Below are 15189 nucleotides of genomic sequence, written 5' to 3'. Positions count from 1 at the left end.
ACTCCGCCGCCGCTCGGCAACCGATCAGCGACACCTGGGCGGGGGTGGGTTCAGCGGGTGCCGGGCAGTCCTGGTGTGACGGCTTGGATGAGTTCCCATGCTCGGTCGGCGGGGAGGTCGACCACGGAGTAGCGCTTCTTGCCCGCCGCGGTGGCCGCGACAACTGTGGCGACCCCGGCGCGCCGTTGGAAGAAGGTTCGACGCACTGTCCAGCCGATGATGCCGGGGGCCTCGAGGCAGTCGCGGTCGCGGTCGAGTGATCCGGCCCGGGTGATCAGCCAGGTGGGGCTGGTGGTCGTGCGGGGCAGTACCGCGTGTCCGAGGCCGCGATAGCGGTCCTCGGCGAGGGCGAGCGCGAGGGCGAGCGTGAGGCCGGGCAGCAGCCACCACCACGGCGAATAGTGCTGTCCCGCAAGGGAGATGACGACCAGCGCGGCGGCGATGAGCACGACCGGCGCGAGCGCGCGGGTATGCCTGCGTCGCCGTGCGGCCGGGCCGTGCGCGATCAGCGGGGCGCTGCCCGGCGCCGGGACGGTGTGCGCGTCCGCCGCGCCCGAACCGGTGGGCCTCGCCTCCGGCTGGACGGGAAACTCGTTGTCTCGCACTTCCTCTGGGGCGAGCAGATGGCCGAGGGTGTGCTCCACGGCGCTACGCGGGGCCTGCGGAAGGATTCGCTGCCGCGGGTTCTGCCCGGTCATGATCGCCTCGAGTTCGGCGCCGCCCGCAAGGCGCAGCAGCAGCGGTTCGGAGACCGTCGCTCCGCGCAGCCGGGCTCGGTCGAGGGTGATCTGGCGGGTGGTGAACAGGCCGTGGCGCAGCTGCAAGGTCTTGCCGTCGTCGCGGACGCGCAACCCGAAATAGGTGGTCAGATAGTGCGCGCACGCGGCAGCGCTGACCACGACGACGATGACGCCCAGCAGCGCGGCCGCGGCGAGCGCGAGGACGAGCACGCCGCCGTCTTCCACGTCGTGCACGGCGTCGGACCGGAAAACGATCTCACCGAGCCCGTATTGCAGCGCGAAGCCGACGATCGGCGCGATGATCGCGAACCCGGTCAGCGACAACGGGGCGTAGCGCACCCACGCCGGACTCCAGTGCCCGATCTCTCCCGCCCGGGTACGCGGGGCCGTGAAACCACCGGAGCTGTTCTGCTGCGGCTCTTTTCGTTCTTCGTCCGGACCCACCCTGGCCGCCGTATGGGCGAGCAGCGCGGCGCGCAACGGCGGGACGACGCGGGCATCCAGGGCGTCGAGCTTGAACTTCTCGCCCGATTCCGCATGCTGGCCGGTCCCGATCGCCAGCACCGCCAGGCCGAGAGCCCGGTGCAGCAGGTCCGCTTCGATGTCCACCGAGCGGATCCGCGACCGCGGCACCGACAGTTTCTTGCGTTCCAGCAGCCCGGTGCGCAATTCCACGTGTGTTGGCCCGACCCGATACGTCGTGGTGAACCAGCGGGTCAGCGCGAACCCGACGATCAACGCGAGCGGGATGACGCTCCACACGTGGTTGCCGCTGCTGGTCCCGAGGATCACCGAACCGATCAGCACCGGGATGAACTTCACCACTTCGGTGATCGGATGGACCAGCAGCATCCGCTTGTCCAGCCGCTGCCAGGGCGGCCCGTCCTGCTCGGCGCCGGTCGTCTCGGGGATCATGTCGCGTCTCCGCGGTGCTGGGCGGCGATCCGGGTGAGCCGGGCCACGGTTTCCTCGGCGACCGGAAGGTCGAGCGCGCCGATCTGCACCGCACCCGCGGAGGAGGCGGTGGTCACGGTGACGGTCGCCAATCCGAGCAGGCGTTCGAGCGGACCGCGTTCGGTGTCGACGGTCTGCACGCGGGAGATCGGCGCTACCCGGCTCTCCTGGGTGAGCCAGCCGACCCGGGTGTAGACCGCGTCGTCGGTGACCTCCCAGCGGTGCACCGCGTACCGCCACCACGGCGCGACACCGATGTTCAGCGCGGCGGGCACGAGCGCGACCAGGAAGAATCCCAGCTGCCACCCGCGATGCGCGGAGTCGACCACCGCCCACACCAGCAGGGCCGCGAACGGGATCACCCACGTCAGGACGGCCTGCACAGTCCACAGGAGCTTCGCCTTCGGGCTGGGGCGCCAGGCCGGATCGGCCATGATCGTGCGCGGCTGCGACATGCCGCCAATCGTTGCACGATCACGCGGTCGCCGTCGCGGTCGATGGTGAGCGGCCTACCGCGACGGCGCGGACCCGGCGGAAGGGTGAGCGCAAGGCCGCGGAGGGCTTCCTGCCGTGGAATGAGCCTCGTTGTGTGACAACCGTTTCGGGCGCATCTGGCGGTCGCCGAGGAGTTGGCCCCCGGCCTCACCTGCGAGGGTCTGGTGTGCCGGAACGGTCGAATCGGCGGCGCTCACCGACGCCACGATCGATGACCGAACGCGGGCCGCGCGGCGCGGGTGCCCCGGAATAGCCTCGGGTACCGCACAGTTGTCAACGCTCAACGGTGCTCCACGTCCCCGTGTGGGCTCCGTGGCGAGCGGAGCCGTGACTCGTCCGCTTCGTCGCAACCAGCACTGGAGGGAGACAGTTCCGGATGTGTAGCGCATGATCGAGGGCGTGACCGACCTACCGAACCCGAGCGTCCCATCCGCGCCGCCCAGTCCATCGGCCATGCGCCGGGCGCTGCGCAGGGCCCGCGACGGTGTCACGTTGAACGTGGACGAGGCCGCGGTGCTGCTGCACGCGACCGGTGACGACCTGGCCGACCTCTGTCGTAGCGCCGCGCGGGTGCGCGACGCCGGGCTGGCGTCCGCGGGGCGTCCGAAGACGATCAGCTATTCCCGCAATGTCTTCATCCCGTTGACCAGGCTGTGCCGGGACAAGTGCCACTACTGCACCTTCGTCACGGTGCCCGGCAAGTTGCGCGCCGAGGGCAAGGGCATGTTCCTCGAGCCCGACGAGGTGCTCGACATCGCACGCAGGGGCGCTGCCCTCGGCTGCAAAGAGGCGCTGTTCACGCTGGGTGACCGGCCCGAGGATCGCTGGCCGGAGGCCGCGCAGTGGCTCGACGAGCGCGGCTACGACTCCACGCTGGACTACCTGCGCGCCGTGTCGATCATGGTGCTGGAGGAGACCGGCCTGCTGCCGCACCTGAACCCGGGCGTGATGTCGTGGGAGGAGATCGCGCGGCTCAAGCCGGTGGCGCAGTCCATGGGCATGATGCTGGAGACCACCTCGGCCCGGTTGTTCACCGAGAAGGGCAACTGCCATTACGGCAGTCCCGACAAGGACCCGGCCGTGCGGCTGCGGGCGATCACCGACGCGGGACGGCTCTCGGTGCCCTATACCACCGGGATCCTGGTCGGCATCGGCGAGACGATGGCGGAGCGGGCCGAGTCGATCATGGCGATTCGCAAGCAGCACAAGGCTTTCGGACACATCCAGGAAGTCATCGTGCAGAACTTCCGCGCCAAGGACGACACCGCCATGCGGGACGTGCCGGACGCGGGCCTGGAGGAATTCCTCGCCACCATCGCGGTCACCCGCGTGCTGCTCGGGCCGGACGTGCCGGTGCAGGCGCCGCCGAACCTGGTCTCGCACGCCGAGTGCCGCGCGCTGATCGACGCGGGCATCGACGACTGGGGCGGCGTCTCGCCGGTGACGCCCGACCACGTGAACCCGGAGCGGCCGTGGCCGAACCTGGACACGTTGCGGGAGATCACCGAGGCGGCGGGCTATCAGCTGGTCGAGCGGACCTCCGCGCACCCGAAGTACGTGCGAGCGGGCAATCCGTGGGTCGATCCGCGGATCGGCGCGCACGTCGCCGCGCTCACCGACCCGGTGACGGGGCTGGCGAATCCGGACGCGATCCCGGTCGGCCTGCCCTGGCAGGAGCCGGACGAGTCCTGGGAGTCGGCCGGACGCGTCGACCTCAACACCGCCATCGACACCGAGGGCCGCAACACCGAGGCCCGCAGCGACGCTGCCCTCGGGCAGGACATCGTCGGCGCCTTCGGCGACTGGGACACCATTCGTGAACAGGCCCGCGATCTCGCCGTCGCCGTTCCGCAGCGGCTGGACTCCGACGTGCTCGCCGCGCTGCGCGCCGCCGAACGCGATCCGGCCGGGCTCAGCGACGCCGATTATCTGGCGCTGGCCACGGCGGACGGCGCCGAGTTGGACGCGGTCGCCGCGCTGGCCGATCAACTGCGCCGCGACACCGTCGGCGACGACGTCACCTACGTGGTGAACCGGAACATCAACTTCACCAACATCTGCTACACCGGGTGCCGGTTCTGCGCGTTCGCCCAGCGCAAGGGCGATGCGGACGCGTTCACCCTGAGCACGCACGAGGTGGCCGACCGGGCATGGGAGGCGCATGTCGACGGCGCCACCGAGGTGTGCATGCAGGGCGGCATCGACCCCGACCTGCCGGTCACCGGGTACGCGGATCTGGTGCGGGCGGTCAAGCAGCGGGTGCCGTCGATGCATGTGCACGCCTTCAGCCCGATGGAGATCGTGAACGGCGCCTCGCGCGGCGGCCAGAGCGTCCGGGAGTGGCTGGTCGCCCTGAAGGAGGCGGGCCTGGACACCATCCCCGGCACCGCCGCGGAGATCCTGGACGACGAGGTGCGCTGGGTGCTCACCAAGGGCAAACTGCCCACCTCGGCGTGGATCGAGGTGATCACCACGGCGCACCAGGTGGGCATCCGGTCCAGTTCGACCATGATGTACGGCCACGTGGACAACCCGAAGCACTGGGTCGGTCATCTGCGGGTGCTGCGTGGAATCCAGGACGAGACCGGCGGTTTCACCGAATTCGTGCTGCTGCCGTTCGTGCACCAGAGCGCCCCGCTGTACCTGGCGGGCGCCGCGCGGCCCGGGCCGACCAACCGGGACAACCGCGCCGCGCACGCGCTGGCCAGGATCATGCTGCACGGCCGGATCCACAACATCCAGACCAGCTGGGTCAAGCTGGGCACCACCGGAACGCGGGTGATGCTCAACAGTGGCGCCAACGATCTGGGCGGCACGTTGATGGAGGAGACCATCTCCCGGATGGCGGGCTCGCAGCACGGCTCGGCCAAGACGGTCGCCGAGTTGGTGGAGATCGCCTCCGGCATCGGACGACCGGCCCGGGAACGGACGACGACCTACGGCGTCCCGAAGCACAAGCGGTTGTCTGCCGCTCCGGGGCTCCAGGCGGTACTGGTCGACTGACGAGGGAGCCGCGCCGGGCGGCCCGGCGACGGCGATAGGTTCCGGCCCGCGGTGCGATCGGATTTCCGGTCGGCCGCGGGCAGCCGGGACCGGCGCAATACCGGCCCCGCCGTTGCGCGTTCCGGCGCTACCTCCCACAACGCGGCCCCCAGCGCGTACGTCGGGTGGCGGAGTCGAATCGAGCCTCGCGTCGGCGTGCGCGATCCCCGAAGTTAGGGCAGGCTGACCAGTAGTAACGTGTGGTTGCCGGGATAGGGTTTCGCCGGGCGGACTATCCCGCAGGCGAGGACAGACTAGGAGAGCGGCAGTGCCGTACATCATCGCTGAACCGTGCGTTGACGTGAAGGACAAGGCATGCATCGAGGAATGCCCCGTGGACTGCATCTACGAGGGTGGTCGCATGCTGTACATCCATCCCGACGAATGCGTGGACTGTGGTGCATGTGAGCCGGTGTGCCCGGTGGAGGCGATCTTCTACGAAGACGACACCCCGGACCAGTGGAGCGGATACGTCAACGCCAACGTCGATTTCTTCGACGAGCTGGGCTCGCCCGGCGGCGCGACCAAGGTCGGCAAGGTCGACTACGACCCGCCGTTCATCAAGGAACTGCCCCCGATGGCGAGTGAGTGAGACCTGACGTGTCACCGCGTGGCCGGGTCAGCAGTCTGCTGCCCGATTTTCCCTGGGACACCATCGCTTCGGTGAAGGTGAAGGCGGCCGCCCACTCCGGCGGGATCGTCGACCTGTCCGTCGGCACTCCGGTCGACCCGGTCGACCCGCTGATCCGGACGGCGCTGAACTCCGTCGCTGCGGTCCCCGGTTACCCGACCACGCATGGCACCCCCGAGCTCCGCGCGGCCGCGGTCGACGCGCTGAAGCGGCGCTACGGGATCACCGGACTCGAGCCCGCGGCCGTGCTGCCCGCGATCGGCACCAAAGAGCTGATCGCGGGGCTGCCCCGGCTACTCGGGCTCGGCTCGGGCGACCTGGTCGTCATCCCCGAGGTCGCCTACCCCACCTACGAGGTCGGCGCGCTGCTGGCGGGCGCGCAGGTGCTGCGCGCGGACGGGCTGACCCGGCTCGGTCCGCAGACGCCCGCGCTGATCTACGTGAACTCGCCGTCCAACCCGACCGGCCGGATACTCGGCGTCGAACATCTGCGCAAAGTGGTCGCCTTCGCGCGGGAGCGCGGCGTGATCGTCGCCTCCGACGAGTGCTACCTGGGACTGACCTGGGAGGGTCGCGGCGTCTCCTTGCTCGACCCCGAGGTATGCGACGGCGACCACACCAACCTGCTGGCCGTGCATTCGTTGTCCAAGACCTCCAACCTGGCCAGCTATCGCGCCGGATTCGTGACGGGCGACCCGGAGCTGGTCGCGGAACTGCTCGAAGTGCGCAAGCACGCGGGCATGATGGTGCCGTTGCCGATCCAGGCCGCGATGACCGCCGCGCTCAGCGACGACGCGCACGAGGCGCGCCAGCGCGAGCGGTACCGCGCCCGACGCGACGTGTTGCGAAAGGCTCTGGAGGCCGCGGGTTTCCGGATCGATCACTCCGAGGCCGGCCTGTATCTGTGGTCGACGCGTGGTGAGCCGTGCCGGACCACGTTGGAATGGCTGGCCGATCGCGGCATCCTCGCCGCGCCCGGCGACTTCTACGGCCCCGGCGCGAGCGAGCACGTGCGGATCGCGCTGACCGCGACCGACGAGCGGATCGCGGCGGCGGCCGAACGGCTCGCCGCGGGCTGACACCTTCGTCGTCGCTGCGCGCGGGCGCGGCCATCGCTCGAGGCCGCGGTCGCGCAACGGGCACAGCGAGGCGTGTCGGCGTCCGCGCCCGCCCTGCCCGGCGAGCTAGCCTGAGGTATGGACGCTGTCACGGTTGTCCCCACGCCCGGCAACGAGCCGGTGCACTCCTACGCGCAGGGAAGCCCCGAACGGGAGTTACTCCTCGGCAAGCTGGCCGAGCTGTCCGCGGAACCCGTCGACGTGCCGCTGGTCATCGGCGGCAAGCATCGACCCGGCCTCGGCGAACGGCACGACATCGTCACACCGCATCGGCATCGGCACGTGCTGGGGACCTACACGGACACCACCCATTCGGAAGCGCACGGAGCCATCGACGCCGCGATGGCCGCCGCCCCGGGGTGGCGGGCGCTGCCGTTCGAGGAGCGCGCCGCGGTGCTGCTGCGCGCCGCGGACCTGCTGGCCGGGCCGTGGCGGGAGACGATCGCCGCGGCCACCATGCTCGGGCAGTCGAAGTCGGCCCAGCAAGCCGAGATCGATGCGCCGTGCGAGCTGGTCGACTTCTGGCGGTTCAACGTCGCGTTCGCGCGGCAGATCTTGGAGCAACAGCCCAGCTCCAGCGCCGGGGTGTGGAACCGGATGGACTATCGGCCGCTGGAAGGGTTCGTCTACGCCATCACACCGTTCAACTTCACCGCCATCGCCGGGAATCTGCCGACCGCGCCCGCGCTGATGGGCAACACGGTGGTGTGGAAGCCGTCGCCGACGCAGACGTTGTCGGCGTTCCACACGATGCGGCTGCTGGAGGCGGCGGGATTGCCGCCCGGCGTGATCAACATGGTCACCGGCGACGGGGTGCAACTGTCGGAGGTGGCCTTGGCCGATCCGCGGCTGGCCGGTATCCATTTCACCGGTTCCACCAAGACGTTCCAGTACCTCTGGCAGCAAGTGGGCACGAATATCGGTCGGTATCAGGGCTATCCGCGCCTGGTGGGGGAGACCGGCGGCAAAGACTTCATCGTCGCGCACTCCTCGGCCGACCCCGGCGCGCTGCGCACCGCCCTGATTCGCGGCGCCTACGAGTATCAGGGTCAAAAGTGCTCGGCGGCCTCGCGCGCTTACATCGCGCGGTCGGTCTGGCGCGCGATGGGGGACGAGTTCCTGCACGACGCCGACCGGCTGAGCTACGGCGACGTCGCGGATCTGTCGAATTTCGGTGGAGCGCTGATCGATCGGCGCGCGTACGACAAGAATGCGGCGGCCATCCGGCGCGCCGCGGACGCGGACGTCACCATCCCGGTCGGCGGAACCTACGACGACAGCGAAGGCTGGTTCGTCCGGCCGACCGTATTCCTGACCGACAATCCGCACGACGAATCGTTCGCCACCGAGTATTTCGGCCCGATCCTTTCGGTGTACGTCTACGACGACGCCGAACCCGGCTCCTACAGTGCGATACTCGCCGAAGTCGAGTCGGCTGCGCCTTACGCGCTGACCGGAGCGGTGTTCGCGCAGGACCGGTACGCGATCGAAGAGGCCGACGCCGCACTGCGTTTCGCGGCGGGCAACTTCTACGTCAACGACAAGCCCACGGGTGCGGTGGTGGGGCAGCAGCCGTTCGGCGGCGCACGCGCCTCCGGCACCGACGACAAGGCGGGCTCGCCGTTGAACCTGCTGCGCTGGGTCGCACCGCGGACGATCAAGGAGACCTTCGTGCCGCCCGTCGACTTCCGCTACCCGCACATGGAGAGGTGATCAGACCAGCGGCTTTCCCTGCCGCAGGCGCCTGCGCAGGTCGAACAGATAGGCGTTGAGCGGGAACATGCGTGCCGCCGCGGGCAGCCGGCCGTGCACGGCTCCGAGGATCCGCAGCAGCCGGTCCAACCGCCGCTGGTCGCGGTCGGTCCAGGTCATGCCCATCTCGTCGCGCAGGTGCTGGGGAAGCAGGCCGGTGACGATGAAGCGCTGCAATCCGGCGAAGACCACCTGCACCGGTCGCGGCATCATCTTCAGGTCGATCAGACCGTTGAAGTAGTCCCGCAGCTCCGGCTCGATGCCGCGCTGCTTCAGGTTCTCGTCCCAGTACCGCTGGAACTCCGTGCGATTCACCGGCCACATCTCCGGCCGCATCTGCAGGGTGGTGCCCAGGCGGGCGGCGTAGGTGTAGAAGGCGTCGGCGGTCGCGTCGTCCATCGGGCCGTGCATCCGGGTGTAGAGGTCATCGATGCCCCAGTACAGGCACGCGGCGACCCATAGCTGGAGATTCGGGTCGAAGGCGTTGTACTTGACCGGGCTCGCGGCGGTGGAGCGCACCGACCGGTGCGACACGTTGACGGCCTCCCGGTAGGCGTCGCGTTCGTCATCCGACCCGAGCAGCGCCACGGCGATGTAGGTGAGGGTGGTGCGCAGCCGCTTGATCGGGTGCAGCGTGACCTTGCCGCTGTCGACGGTGCTCTCCAGCACGCCGCGGCCGACCGGGCGCAGGCTCAACTGCATGATGACGTTCGCCGCGCCGCCGAGGAACGCGGCGACGCCGTCGACGTACTGCGCGACCGTCTCGGGGGTGAGGGTCTGGCTCGGATCCGGTTCGTGCTCGGCGGTGCGCAGCGGCGCGGTCATCGTCGACCTCGTCTTTCGTGTCCGCCCGATCCCAGAGAATCGGTCGATGAGAAGATAATGTCCTAACTTTCTCATCGACTCGGTGGGCTGTCAATCGCCGGGGATAGGCGGTGATGGTGTGCAATGCTGAAAGTGTCATCGTGTCGCTGTCGCGGATAGGGTTGAGGAATGGCCAGGCTGACCAGGCTGCTGCCGCTGGTGCGCAGCGCCGCCCCGGAGGATCGCAACCAGACGCGGGTACTGGACGCGGCGCTGCTGGCGTTCCTCGACTTCGGTATCAAGCGCACCAGCATGGTGGAAGTGGCGCGTCGCGGCGGATTGTCGCTGGCCACGCTCTACCGCCGCTTCGCGAGCAAATCCGATCTGATCCGGGCCGTCGGACTGCGGCAGACGCGCGACTTCATCCAGGAGGTCGACGCCGCGCTCCAGCGTCAGGTCGATCGCGACGCGAGCGCCGAGGACCAGATCGTCGAACTTTTCGCCGCGTTCATCAACGGCCTACGAGGAAACCAGCTGATCCACCGGCTGCTGGCCACCGAGCCCGAACTCGTGCTGCCGTACCTCACCACCCAGGGCGCGCCGGTCATCGAACTCGGCCGGGATTACCTGGCCGAGTTCGTCACGCGGTTGCAGCGGGAAGGCAAGTTGCCGGAATACGATCCGGAGCCGCTGGCCGAGATGATCGCTCGCACCGCGCTGTCACTGGCGCTGACCCCGCAGACCGTGATCCCGCTCGGCGACGACGCATCGATCCGGCAGTTCGCCCGCGACCACGTCGTGGTGTCCTTCCGGGTGCGCTGACGTCAGCGGTGCTGCGGAAGGCCGAAGAGCATCGCCCCGAGCGCGGCCATGACATCCGCGGTCTGCTCGGCCGCGGTGCCGTGGGTGTGCGCGGTCACCGCGAAACCGGGGCCGTAGGACGTCGAGGCGACCTCCGGCTCGCCGAAATCCGACCAGCCCCATTTGCTGCCCTGGACGAAGGGCCATCGTGCCGTGCCCCAGTTCTGCTCGGTGCCGTCTCGGGCCGTCGATCCCGCTGCGGCCATCCATCCGAAGATCGGTGATCCGGGATCGGTGCGCAATTTGGTGGCGAGGAAGTCGGACACGTTCGCCGTGCTGGTCGCCCCCGCGCCCCAACTGGGTCCTGGCACCGTCTGGGCGAGGCCGTATTCGGCGGCGATGGCCGCGATGGCCTGTGGATACTTGGCCTCCATCACGGTCGCGGCTCCATCGTCTGAGTAGCGGATCATTTGCTCGCCCAGCATGCGGTCCTCGGCCGAGCCGTCGCCGTGGCGCAGGGCGTAGTCGGCCAGGAAGAGCTTGGACAGCGACAGGCTGGAGCGCGACTCGTGTTCGTTCGGTGTTCCCCAGCCGATGCCGACCGAGGTGCGTACGGAGATCGCCGTGCGCGGCGGCACTGCGGCCACTTCCGTTTCGGCGGATTCGTCGGCACGGGCGACCGGCGCGGCCAGCGCCAGGAACCCGCAGGCGATCAGCGCGGTCAACGTCGTTCGGTAGCCCATCGTTTCCTCCTGGCTGGTGGCGTCACGTCGCGTCGGACGGCGCTGTGCAGGCACGATCAGCAATACGAGATGCGATTGCCCACCAGTAACTGGAATGAAACGAGGGTTGGCTCAGACGAGACGAAGGCCGAGTCGACGCCGGATGCGCATATCCAGGAGATAGGCGTTCAGCGGGAACGCGCGGATCGTTCGCGGTAGCCGGGACTCGGCGGCCCCGACGGCGCGCAGAAGGTGGCCGAGTACGCGTTCGTCGCGGTAGGTCCAGGTCATCCCCATCTCGTCGCGCAGGTGCCGGGGCAGCAATCCGGTCACGAAGAAGCGGTGCAGGCGCCCGAAAGCCAGCTGCGCGGGTCGCGGCAGCATGCGTAGGTCGATGAGGTCGTCGAAGTAGGCACGGACCGTCGGATCGATGCTGGTCGCCGCGAGATTCGCGCTCCAGTACTCGGCGAAGGCGCGGCGGTCGGGAGGCCACATCGCTGCGGGCATCTGGAGGGTGGTGCCGAGCCTGGCGCCGAGACGGTAGAACGCGTCGGCCGTCGCTTCGTCCATCGGGCCGTGCATGCGCTCGTACAGATCCCGCGCTCCCCAATGCAGGCAGGCCGCGACCCAGAGTTGCAAGGTGGGATCGAAGGCGTTGTAGTGCACCGGGCTCGAGTCGGTGGAGTGGACCGGGCGATGCGAGACGTTGATCGCTTCTCGGTAGGCGGCGCGTTCCTCGTCGGTGCCGAGCATCGCTACGGAAAGGTAGGTCAACGTGGTGCGCAGCCGTTTGACCGGATGCAACATGACGTTTCCGCTGTCGACGGTGCTCTCCAGCACGCCGTAACCGACCGGAGGAGCGCTCAGCTGCATGATGACGTTCGCGACGCCGCCGAACAGGCCGGCCACGCCGTCGAGGTATCGCCCGATGTCGAAGGAGTCCGGCGATTCGGGACGATGCGTCGCGGAAAGTGGCCTCGTCATCGTCGACCTCGCAGTGCTGAGAAAGCTATGCACCAACGTTCTCACCACATCAGCGGGAGTGTCAACCGTCACATTCGACGCCGGCCGGCGCGGGATGCCGCGACACCGCCGCTGATCCGGCGAAGTAGCGTGAGCGAATGCCGTTCGGTCCGCCGCTGCTGCTCAGCTCCCTGAACCCGCTCGCCGTCGCAGGCGGAGCGGACATCCCCGACGCCGTCACCATCGACGGCGCCACCCTCTCCCGCAGCGATCTGCTGGGCGCCGCCACTTCGGTGGCCGAACGCGTCGCGCGCGCGGAACGAGTGGCGGTGTTCGCCGAGCCGACCGTGGAAACCGTGCTCGCGGTGGTCGGCTGCCTGATCGCGGGCGTCACGGTGGTTCCGGTGCCCCCGGACTCCGGAACCGCGGAACGGGCGCACATCCTGGCCGATTCGAGCGCTCAGGCGTGGCTGGGGAAAGCGCCGGAGGGCGCCCACCTACCCGTGGTGCCGGTGCGGCGGCACGCCAGGTCATGGCACACCTACCCCGAACCCGACCCGGCCACCACGGCTTTCGTGCTGTACACCTCGGGAACCACCGGCCTGCCCAAAGGCGTGCTACTCAGTCGCGGCGCGATCGCCGCGGGTCTGGACGCCCTGGCCGAGGCATGGGCTTGGACCGCGAGGGACACGCTGGTGCACGGGCTTCCATTGTTCCATGTGCACGGGCTGATCCTCGGCCTGCTCGGTCCGCTGCGGGTGGGCAGTCCGCTGATCCACACCGGTAAGCCGACGCCACAGGCGTACGCGGCGGCCAAGGGTTCGCTGTACTTCGGCGTGCCCACCGTGTGGTCGCGGGTGGTCGACGACCCCGACGCGGCGAAGCAATTGGCCGACGCGCGGCTGCTGGTTTCCGGTAGCGCGCCGCTGCCGGTTCCGGTGTTCGAGCGATTGCGCGAGTTGACCGGACACGCGCCGGTCGAGCGCTACGGCATGAGCGAAACCATGATCACGCTGTCCACCCGGGCCGATGGTGAGCGCAGACCGGGCTGGGTCGGATTGCCGGTGCGTGGTGTGCGCACCCGGATCCGGGACGAGTCCGGTGCTCCGGTGCCGCACGACGGCGAGAGCATCGGGGGCTTGGAAGTGTCCGGACCGATGCTCTTCGACGGTTACCTGAATCGCCCGGAGGCGACCGCGCGGACCTGGACCGAGGACGGGTGGTTCCGGACCGGCGACGTCGCCGCCATCGACCCGAAAGGCTTTCATCGCATCGTCGGCCGGGAATCGGTGGATCTGATCAAGTCCGGTGGTTACCGGGTCGGCGCGGGCGAGGTCGAGACCGTGCTGCTCGGTCACCCCGCGGTCGCGGAAGCCGCGGTGGTCGGCCTGCCCGACGACGATCTCGGCCAGCGCATCACCGCCTTCGTCGTGCTGCGCGGCGCCGCGACCGAGCGTGAGTTGATCGACCATGTGGCCGAAGAACTTTCGGTGCACAAACGCCCGCGCGAGATCCGCGTGGTCGACGCGCTGCCGCGCAACGCCATGGGCAAGGTGCAGAAGAAGAAGCTGGGCTGACCGCGGGGTTGACCTCGAGTTAGGTAGAGGTTCTACGGTCGGCGCATGACTGCGACTCTGACCACCGAACACATCGACTACCTGCACACCCAGCGGCTGGGCCGGCTGGCCACCGTCCGGCCCGACGGCACCCCGCAGAACAACCCCGTCGGCTTCCGCTACAACGCCGACCTGGGCACCATCGACATCGCGGGTTGGAACATGGGCGACTCGTGGAAATTCCGCAACCTCGCCACCAACGACCACGTCGCCTTCGTCGTCGACGACGTCGCGTCGGTCCAACCGTGGCGCGTCCGCTGCCTCGAGATCCGCGGCACCGCCGAAGCACTCACCGACGTCGACCCGTACATCCCCGGCGTCTCCCGCGAAATGATCCGCATCCATCCCCACCGAGTCATCGCCTTCGGGCTCTCGGAAGCGCCTTCGGCCTGATCCGAACTCCGCGAGTGGCACCACCATGTGCCACTCGCGGAACGTTCAGTCGTTGGCGTGGAGGTCGGCGTTGAGTTCGATGCCGGTGCCCTTGCGGGGGACTACTTCGACGGCGCCGGTGGTGGAGTTGCGGCGGAAGAGGAGGTTGTCGCGGCCTGCGAGTTCGGCGGCCTTGACCAAGGTGCCGTCGGGTGTGGTGACCTTCGTGCCCGCGGTGAGGTAGAGGCCGGCCTCGAGAACGCAGTCGTTGCCGAGGGGGATGCCGAGGCCGGAGTTCGCGCCGAGCAGGGACCGTTCGCCGATGGAGATGACCGTGGTGCCGCCGCCGGAGAGGGTGCCCATGGTGGACGCGCCGCCGCCGATGTCGGAGCCGTCGCCGACCACGACGCCCGCGGAGACGCGGCCCTCGATCATGGACGCGCCGAGGGTGCCCGCGTTGAAGTTCACGAAGCCCTCGTGCATGACGGTGGTGCCGGAGGCCAGGTGCGCGCCGAGGCGGACCCGGTCGGCGTCGCCGATGCGGACGCCGGAGGGCAGCACGTAGTCGACCATGCGCGGGAACTTGTCCACGCTGTACACCGTGACGGGGCCGCGGGCGCGCAGCTTGGCGCGGGTGGCCTCGAAGCCCTCCACCGCGGCGGGGCCGTGGTTGGTCCACACCACGTTGGTGAGCAGGCCGAACTGGCCGTCCAGGCTCACCTCGTGCGGCTTGACCAGGCGGTGCGAGAGCAGGTGCAGGCGCAGGTAGACGTCGTGCGCGTCCACCGGGGCGGCGGACAGGTCGGCGATCGTGGTGTGCACCGCGATCACGTCGACCCCGCGGGCGTCGTCGAAGCCGAGCAGAGCCGCGTACTCCGCGGGCGCCTCGTCCAGCCGCTTGCTGCCGGTCTCGGCGAACTCGCCCAGCTGCGGGTTCGGGTACCACGTGTCCAGCACGGTCCCGTCCGCGGTCACGTTGGCGATACCGATTGCTGCTGCTCCCTGGATACTCACGGCCTAGAGGTTACCGACCCGCCACCGGCAATGGTGCGGCTGCTCCGGAGACCGCGATCACCAGGCTCGATACGCCTCCAGCTCCAGGACCGGTCGGCCGAGTGCCCTGGTCAGCAGTCGCGCCGACGCTCGATCGCCCGATCAACGAGACCACTGCGCCGACCG

13 protein-coding genes are annotated in these 15189 nt (G+C 69.2%); 7 read left to right on the top strand and 6 right to left on the bottom strand.

Annotation, left to right across the window (positions count from 1 at the left end; all coding sequences use genetic code 11):
* Nucleotides 1-50: 50 nt before the first annotated feature.
* Nucleotides 51-1655 carry a PH domain-containing protein gene (locus tag ACIA5H_RS13105; protein ID WP_397076092.1) on the bottom strand — a complete coding sequence of 535 codons (1605 nt, stop codon included), beginning with the start codon at nucleotides 1653-1655 and terminating at the stop codon, nucleotides 51-53.
* The gene (locus tag ACIA5H_RS13100; protein ID WP_355080371.1) at nucleotides 1652-2149 is read right to left on the bottom strand and encodes a PH domain-containing protein; all 498 of its coding nucleotides are present in this window, start codon (nucleotides 2147-2149) and stop codon (nucleotides 1652-1654) included. The genes ACIA5H_RS13105 and ACIA5H_RS13100 overlap by 4 nt, the downstream gene beginning before the upstream one ends.
* A 427-nt stretch (nucleotides 2150-2576) precedes the next feature.
* Between ACIA5H_RS13100 and ACIA5H_RS13095 the strand changes: the two genes are divergently transcribed.
* From ACIA5H_RS13095 to pruA, 4 genes are all read left to right on the top strand, one after another.
* Nucleotides 2577-5192, top strand: coding sequence for a bifunctional FO biosynthesis protein CofGH (locus tag ACIA5H_RS13095; protein WP_379255978.1), 2616 nt, complete (start codon nucleotides 2577-2579; stop codon nucleotides 5190-5192).
* A 307-nt stretch (nucleotides 5193-5499) separates the two neighbouring features.
* Nucleotides 5500-5823, top strand: a complete 324-nt coding sequence (gene fdxA / locus ACIA5H_RS13090; RefSeq protein WP_014987978.1) for a ferredoxin — start codon at nucleotides 5500-5502, stop codon at nucleotides 5821-5823.
* Nucleotides 5820-6941 (top strand): succinyldiaminopimelate transaminase, encoded by a 1122-nt coding sequence (gene dapC, locus ACIA5H_RS13085; protein WP_397076089.1) that lies wholly within the window; start codon nucleotides 5820-5822, stop codon nucleotides 6939-6941. Before fdxA ends, dapC begins: the two co-directional genes overlap by 4 nt.
* Nucleotides 6942-7058: 117 nt before the next feature.
* Nucleotides 7059-8693 carry an L-glutamate gamma-semialdehyde dehydrogenase gene (pruA, locus tag ACIA5H_RS13080; protein ID WP_397076087.1) on the top strand — a complete coding sequence of 545 codons (1635 nt, stop codon included), beginning with the start codon at nucleotides 7059-7061 and terminating at the stop codon, nucleotides 8691-8693.
* On the opposite strand, the gene ACIA5H_RS13075 is transcribed toward pruA, so the two are convergent.
* Nucleotides 8694-9557 carry an oxygenase MpaB family protein gene (locus tag ACIA5H_RS13075; protein ID WP_379255974.1) on the bottom strand — a complete coding sequence of 288 codons (864 nt, stop codon included), beginning with the start codon at nucleotides 9555-9557 and terminating at the stop codon, nucleotides 8694-8696.
* 168 nt (nucleotides 9558-9725) lie between these two features.
* Here ACIA5H_RS13075 and ACIA5H_RS13070 point away from each other — a divergent pair, with 168 nt between their 5' ends.
* Nucleotides 9726-10358 (top strand): TetR/AcrR family transcriptional regulator, encoded by a 633-nt coding sequence (locus tag ACIA5H_RS13070; protein ID WP_397076085.1) that lies wholly within the window; start codon nucleotides 9726-9728, stop codon nucleotides 10356-10358.
* A gap of 2 nt (nucleotides 10359-10360) precedes the next feature.
* Here ACIA5H_RS13070 and ACIA5H_RS13065 read toward each other — a convergent pair whose 3' ends face one another.
* Nucleotides 10361-11080, bottom strand: coding sequence for a hypothetical protein (locus tag ACIA5H_RS13065; RefSeq protein WP_379255971.1), 720 nt, complete (start codon nucleotides 11078-11080; stop codon nucleotides 10361-10363).
* 111 nt (nucleotides 11081-11191) lie between these two features.
* Nucleotides 11192-12043: an oxygenase MpaB family protein gene (locus ACIA5H_RS13060; protein ID WP_397076082.1), complete on the bottom strand. Its 852-nt coding sequence runs from the start codon at nucleotides 12041-12043 to the stop codon at nucleotides 11192-11194.
* Nucleotides 12044-12180: 137 nt separating this feature from the next.
* Between ACIA5H_RS13060 and ACIA5H_RS13055 the strand changes: the two genes are divergently transcribed.
* Both ACIA5H_RS13055 and ACIA5H_RS13050 read left to right on the top strand, forming a co-directional pair.
* The gene (locus tag ACIA5H_RS13055) at nucleotides 12181-13599 is read left to right on the top strand and encodes an acyl-CoA synthetase (protein WP_397076080.1); all 1419 of its coding nucleotides are present in this window, start codon (nucleotides 12181-12183) and stop codon (nucleotides 13597-13599) included.
* A 45-nt stretch (nucleotides 13600-13644) separates the two neighbouring features.
* The gene (locus tag ACIA5H_RS13050) at nucleotides 13645-14031 is read left to right on the top strand and encodes a PPOX class F420-dependent oxidoreductase (protein ID WP_355080388.1); all 387 of its coding nucleotides are present in this window, start codon (nucleotides 13645-13647) and stop codon (nucleotides 14029-14031) included.
* 45 nt (nucleotides 14032-14076) lie between these two features.
* Here the strand turns inward: ACIA5H_RS13050 and dapD are convergent, their stop codons facing one another.
* Nucleotides 14077-15024 carry a 2,3,4,5-tetrahydropyridine-2,6-dicarboxylate N-succinyltransferase gene (dapD, locus tag ACIA5H_RS13045; RefSeq protein WP_379255967.1) on the bottom strand — a complete coding sequence of 316 codons (948 nt, stop codon included), beginning with the start codon at nucleotides 15022-15024 and terminating at the stop codon, nucleotides 14077-14079.
* Nucleotides 15025-15189: the final 165 nt, after the last annotated feature.

Origin of the sequence: Nocardia sp. NPDC051900 (genome assembly GCF_044452545.1) — a bacterium.
GTDB classification, from domain to species: Bacteria; Actinomycetota; Actinomycetes; order Mycobacteriales; family Mycobacteriaceae; genus Nocardia; species Nocardia sichangensis.
Note: the sequence above shows the minus strand (reverse complement) of the source record. Positions and strands in the feature narration are given on the sequence as shown.

Coding starts and splice junctions, on each gene's coding strand:
- ACIA5H_RS13105 (WP_397076092.1), bottom strand. CDS start 1,655: ATGATCCCCGAGACGACCGGCGCCGAGCAGGACGGGCCGCCCTGGCAG.
- ACIA5H_RS13100 (WP_355080371.1), bottom strand. CDS start 2,149: ATGTCGCAGCCGCGCACGATCATGGCCGATCCGGCCTGGCGCCCCAGC.
- ACIA5H_RS13095 (WP_379255978.1), top strand. CDS start 2,577: ATGATCGAGGGCGTGACCGACCTACCGAACCCGAGCGTCCCATCCGCG.
- pruA (WP_397076087.1), top strand. CDS start 7,059: ATGGACGCTGTCACGGTTGTCCCCACGCCCGGCAACGAGCCGGTGCAC.
- ACIA5H_RS13075 (WP_379255974.1), bottom strand. CDS start 9,557: ATGACCGCGCCGCTGCGCACCGCCGAGCACGAACCGGATCCGAGCCAG.
- ACIA5H_RS13070 (WP_397076085.1), top strand. CDS start 9,726: ATGGCCAGGCTGACCAGGCTGCTGCCGCTGGTGCGCAGCGCCGCCCCG.
- ACIA5H_RS13065 (WP_379255971.1), bottom strand. CDS start 11,080: ATGGGCTACCGAACGACGTTGACCGCGCTGATCGCCTGCGGGTTCCTG.
- ACIA5H_RS13060 (WP_397076082.1), bottom strand. CDS start 12,043: ATGACGAGGCCACTTTCCGCGACGCATCGTCCCGAATCGCCGGACTCC.
- ACIA5H_RS13055 (WP_397076080.1), top strand. CDS start 12,181: ATGCCGTTCGGTCCGCCGCTGCTGCTCAGCTCCCTGAACCCGCTCGCC.
- ACIA5H_RS13050 (WP_355080388.1), top strand. CDS start 13,645: ATGACTGCGACTCTGACCACCGAACACATCGACTACCTGCACACCCAG.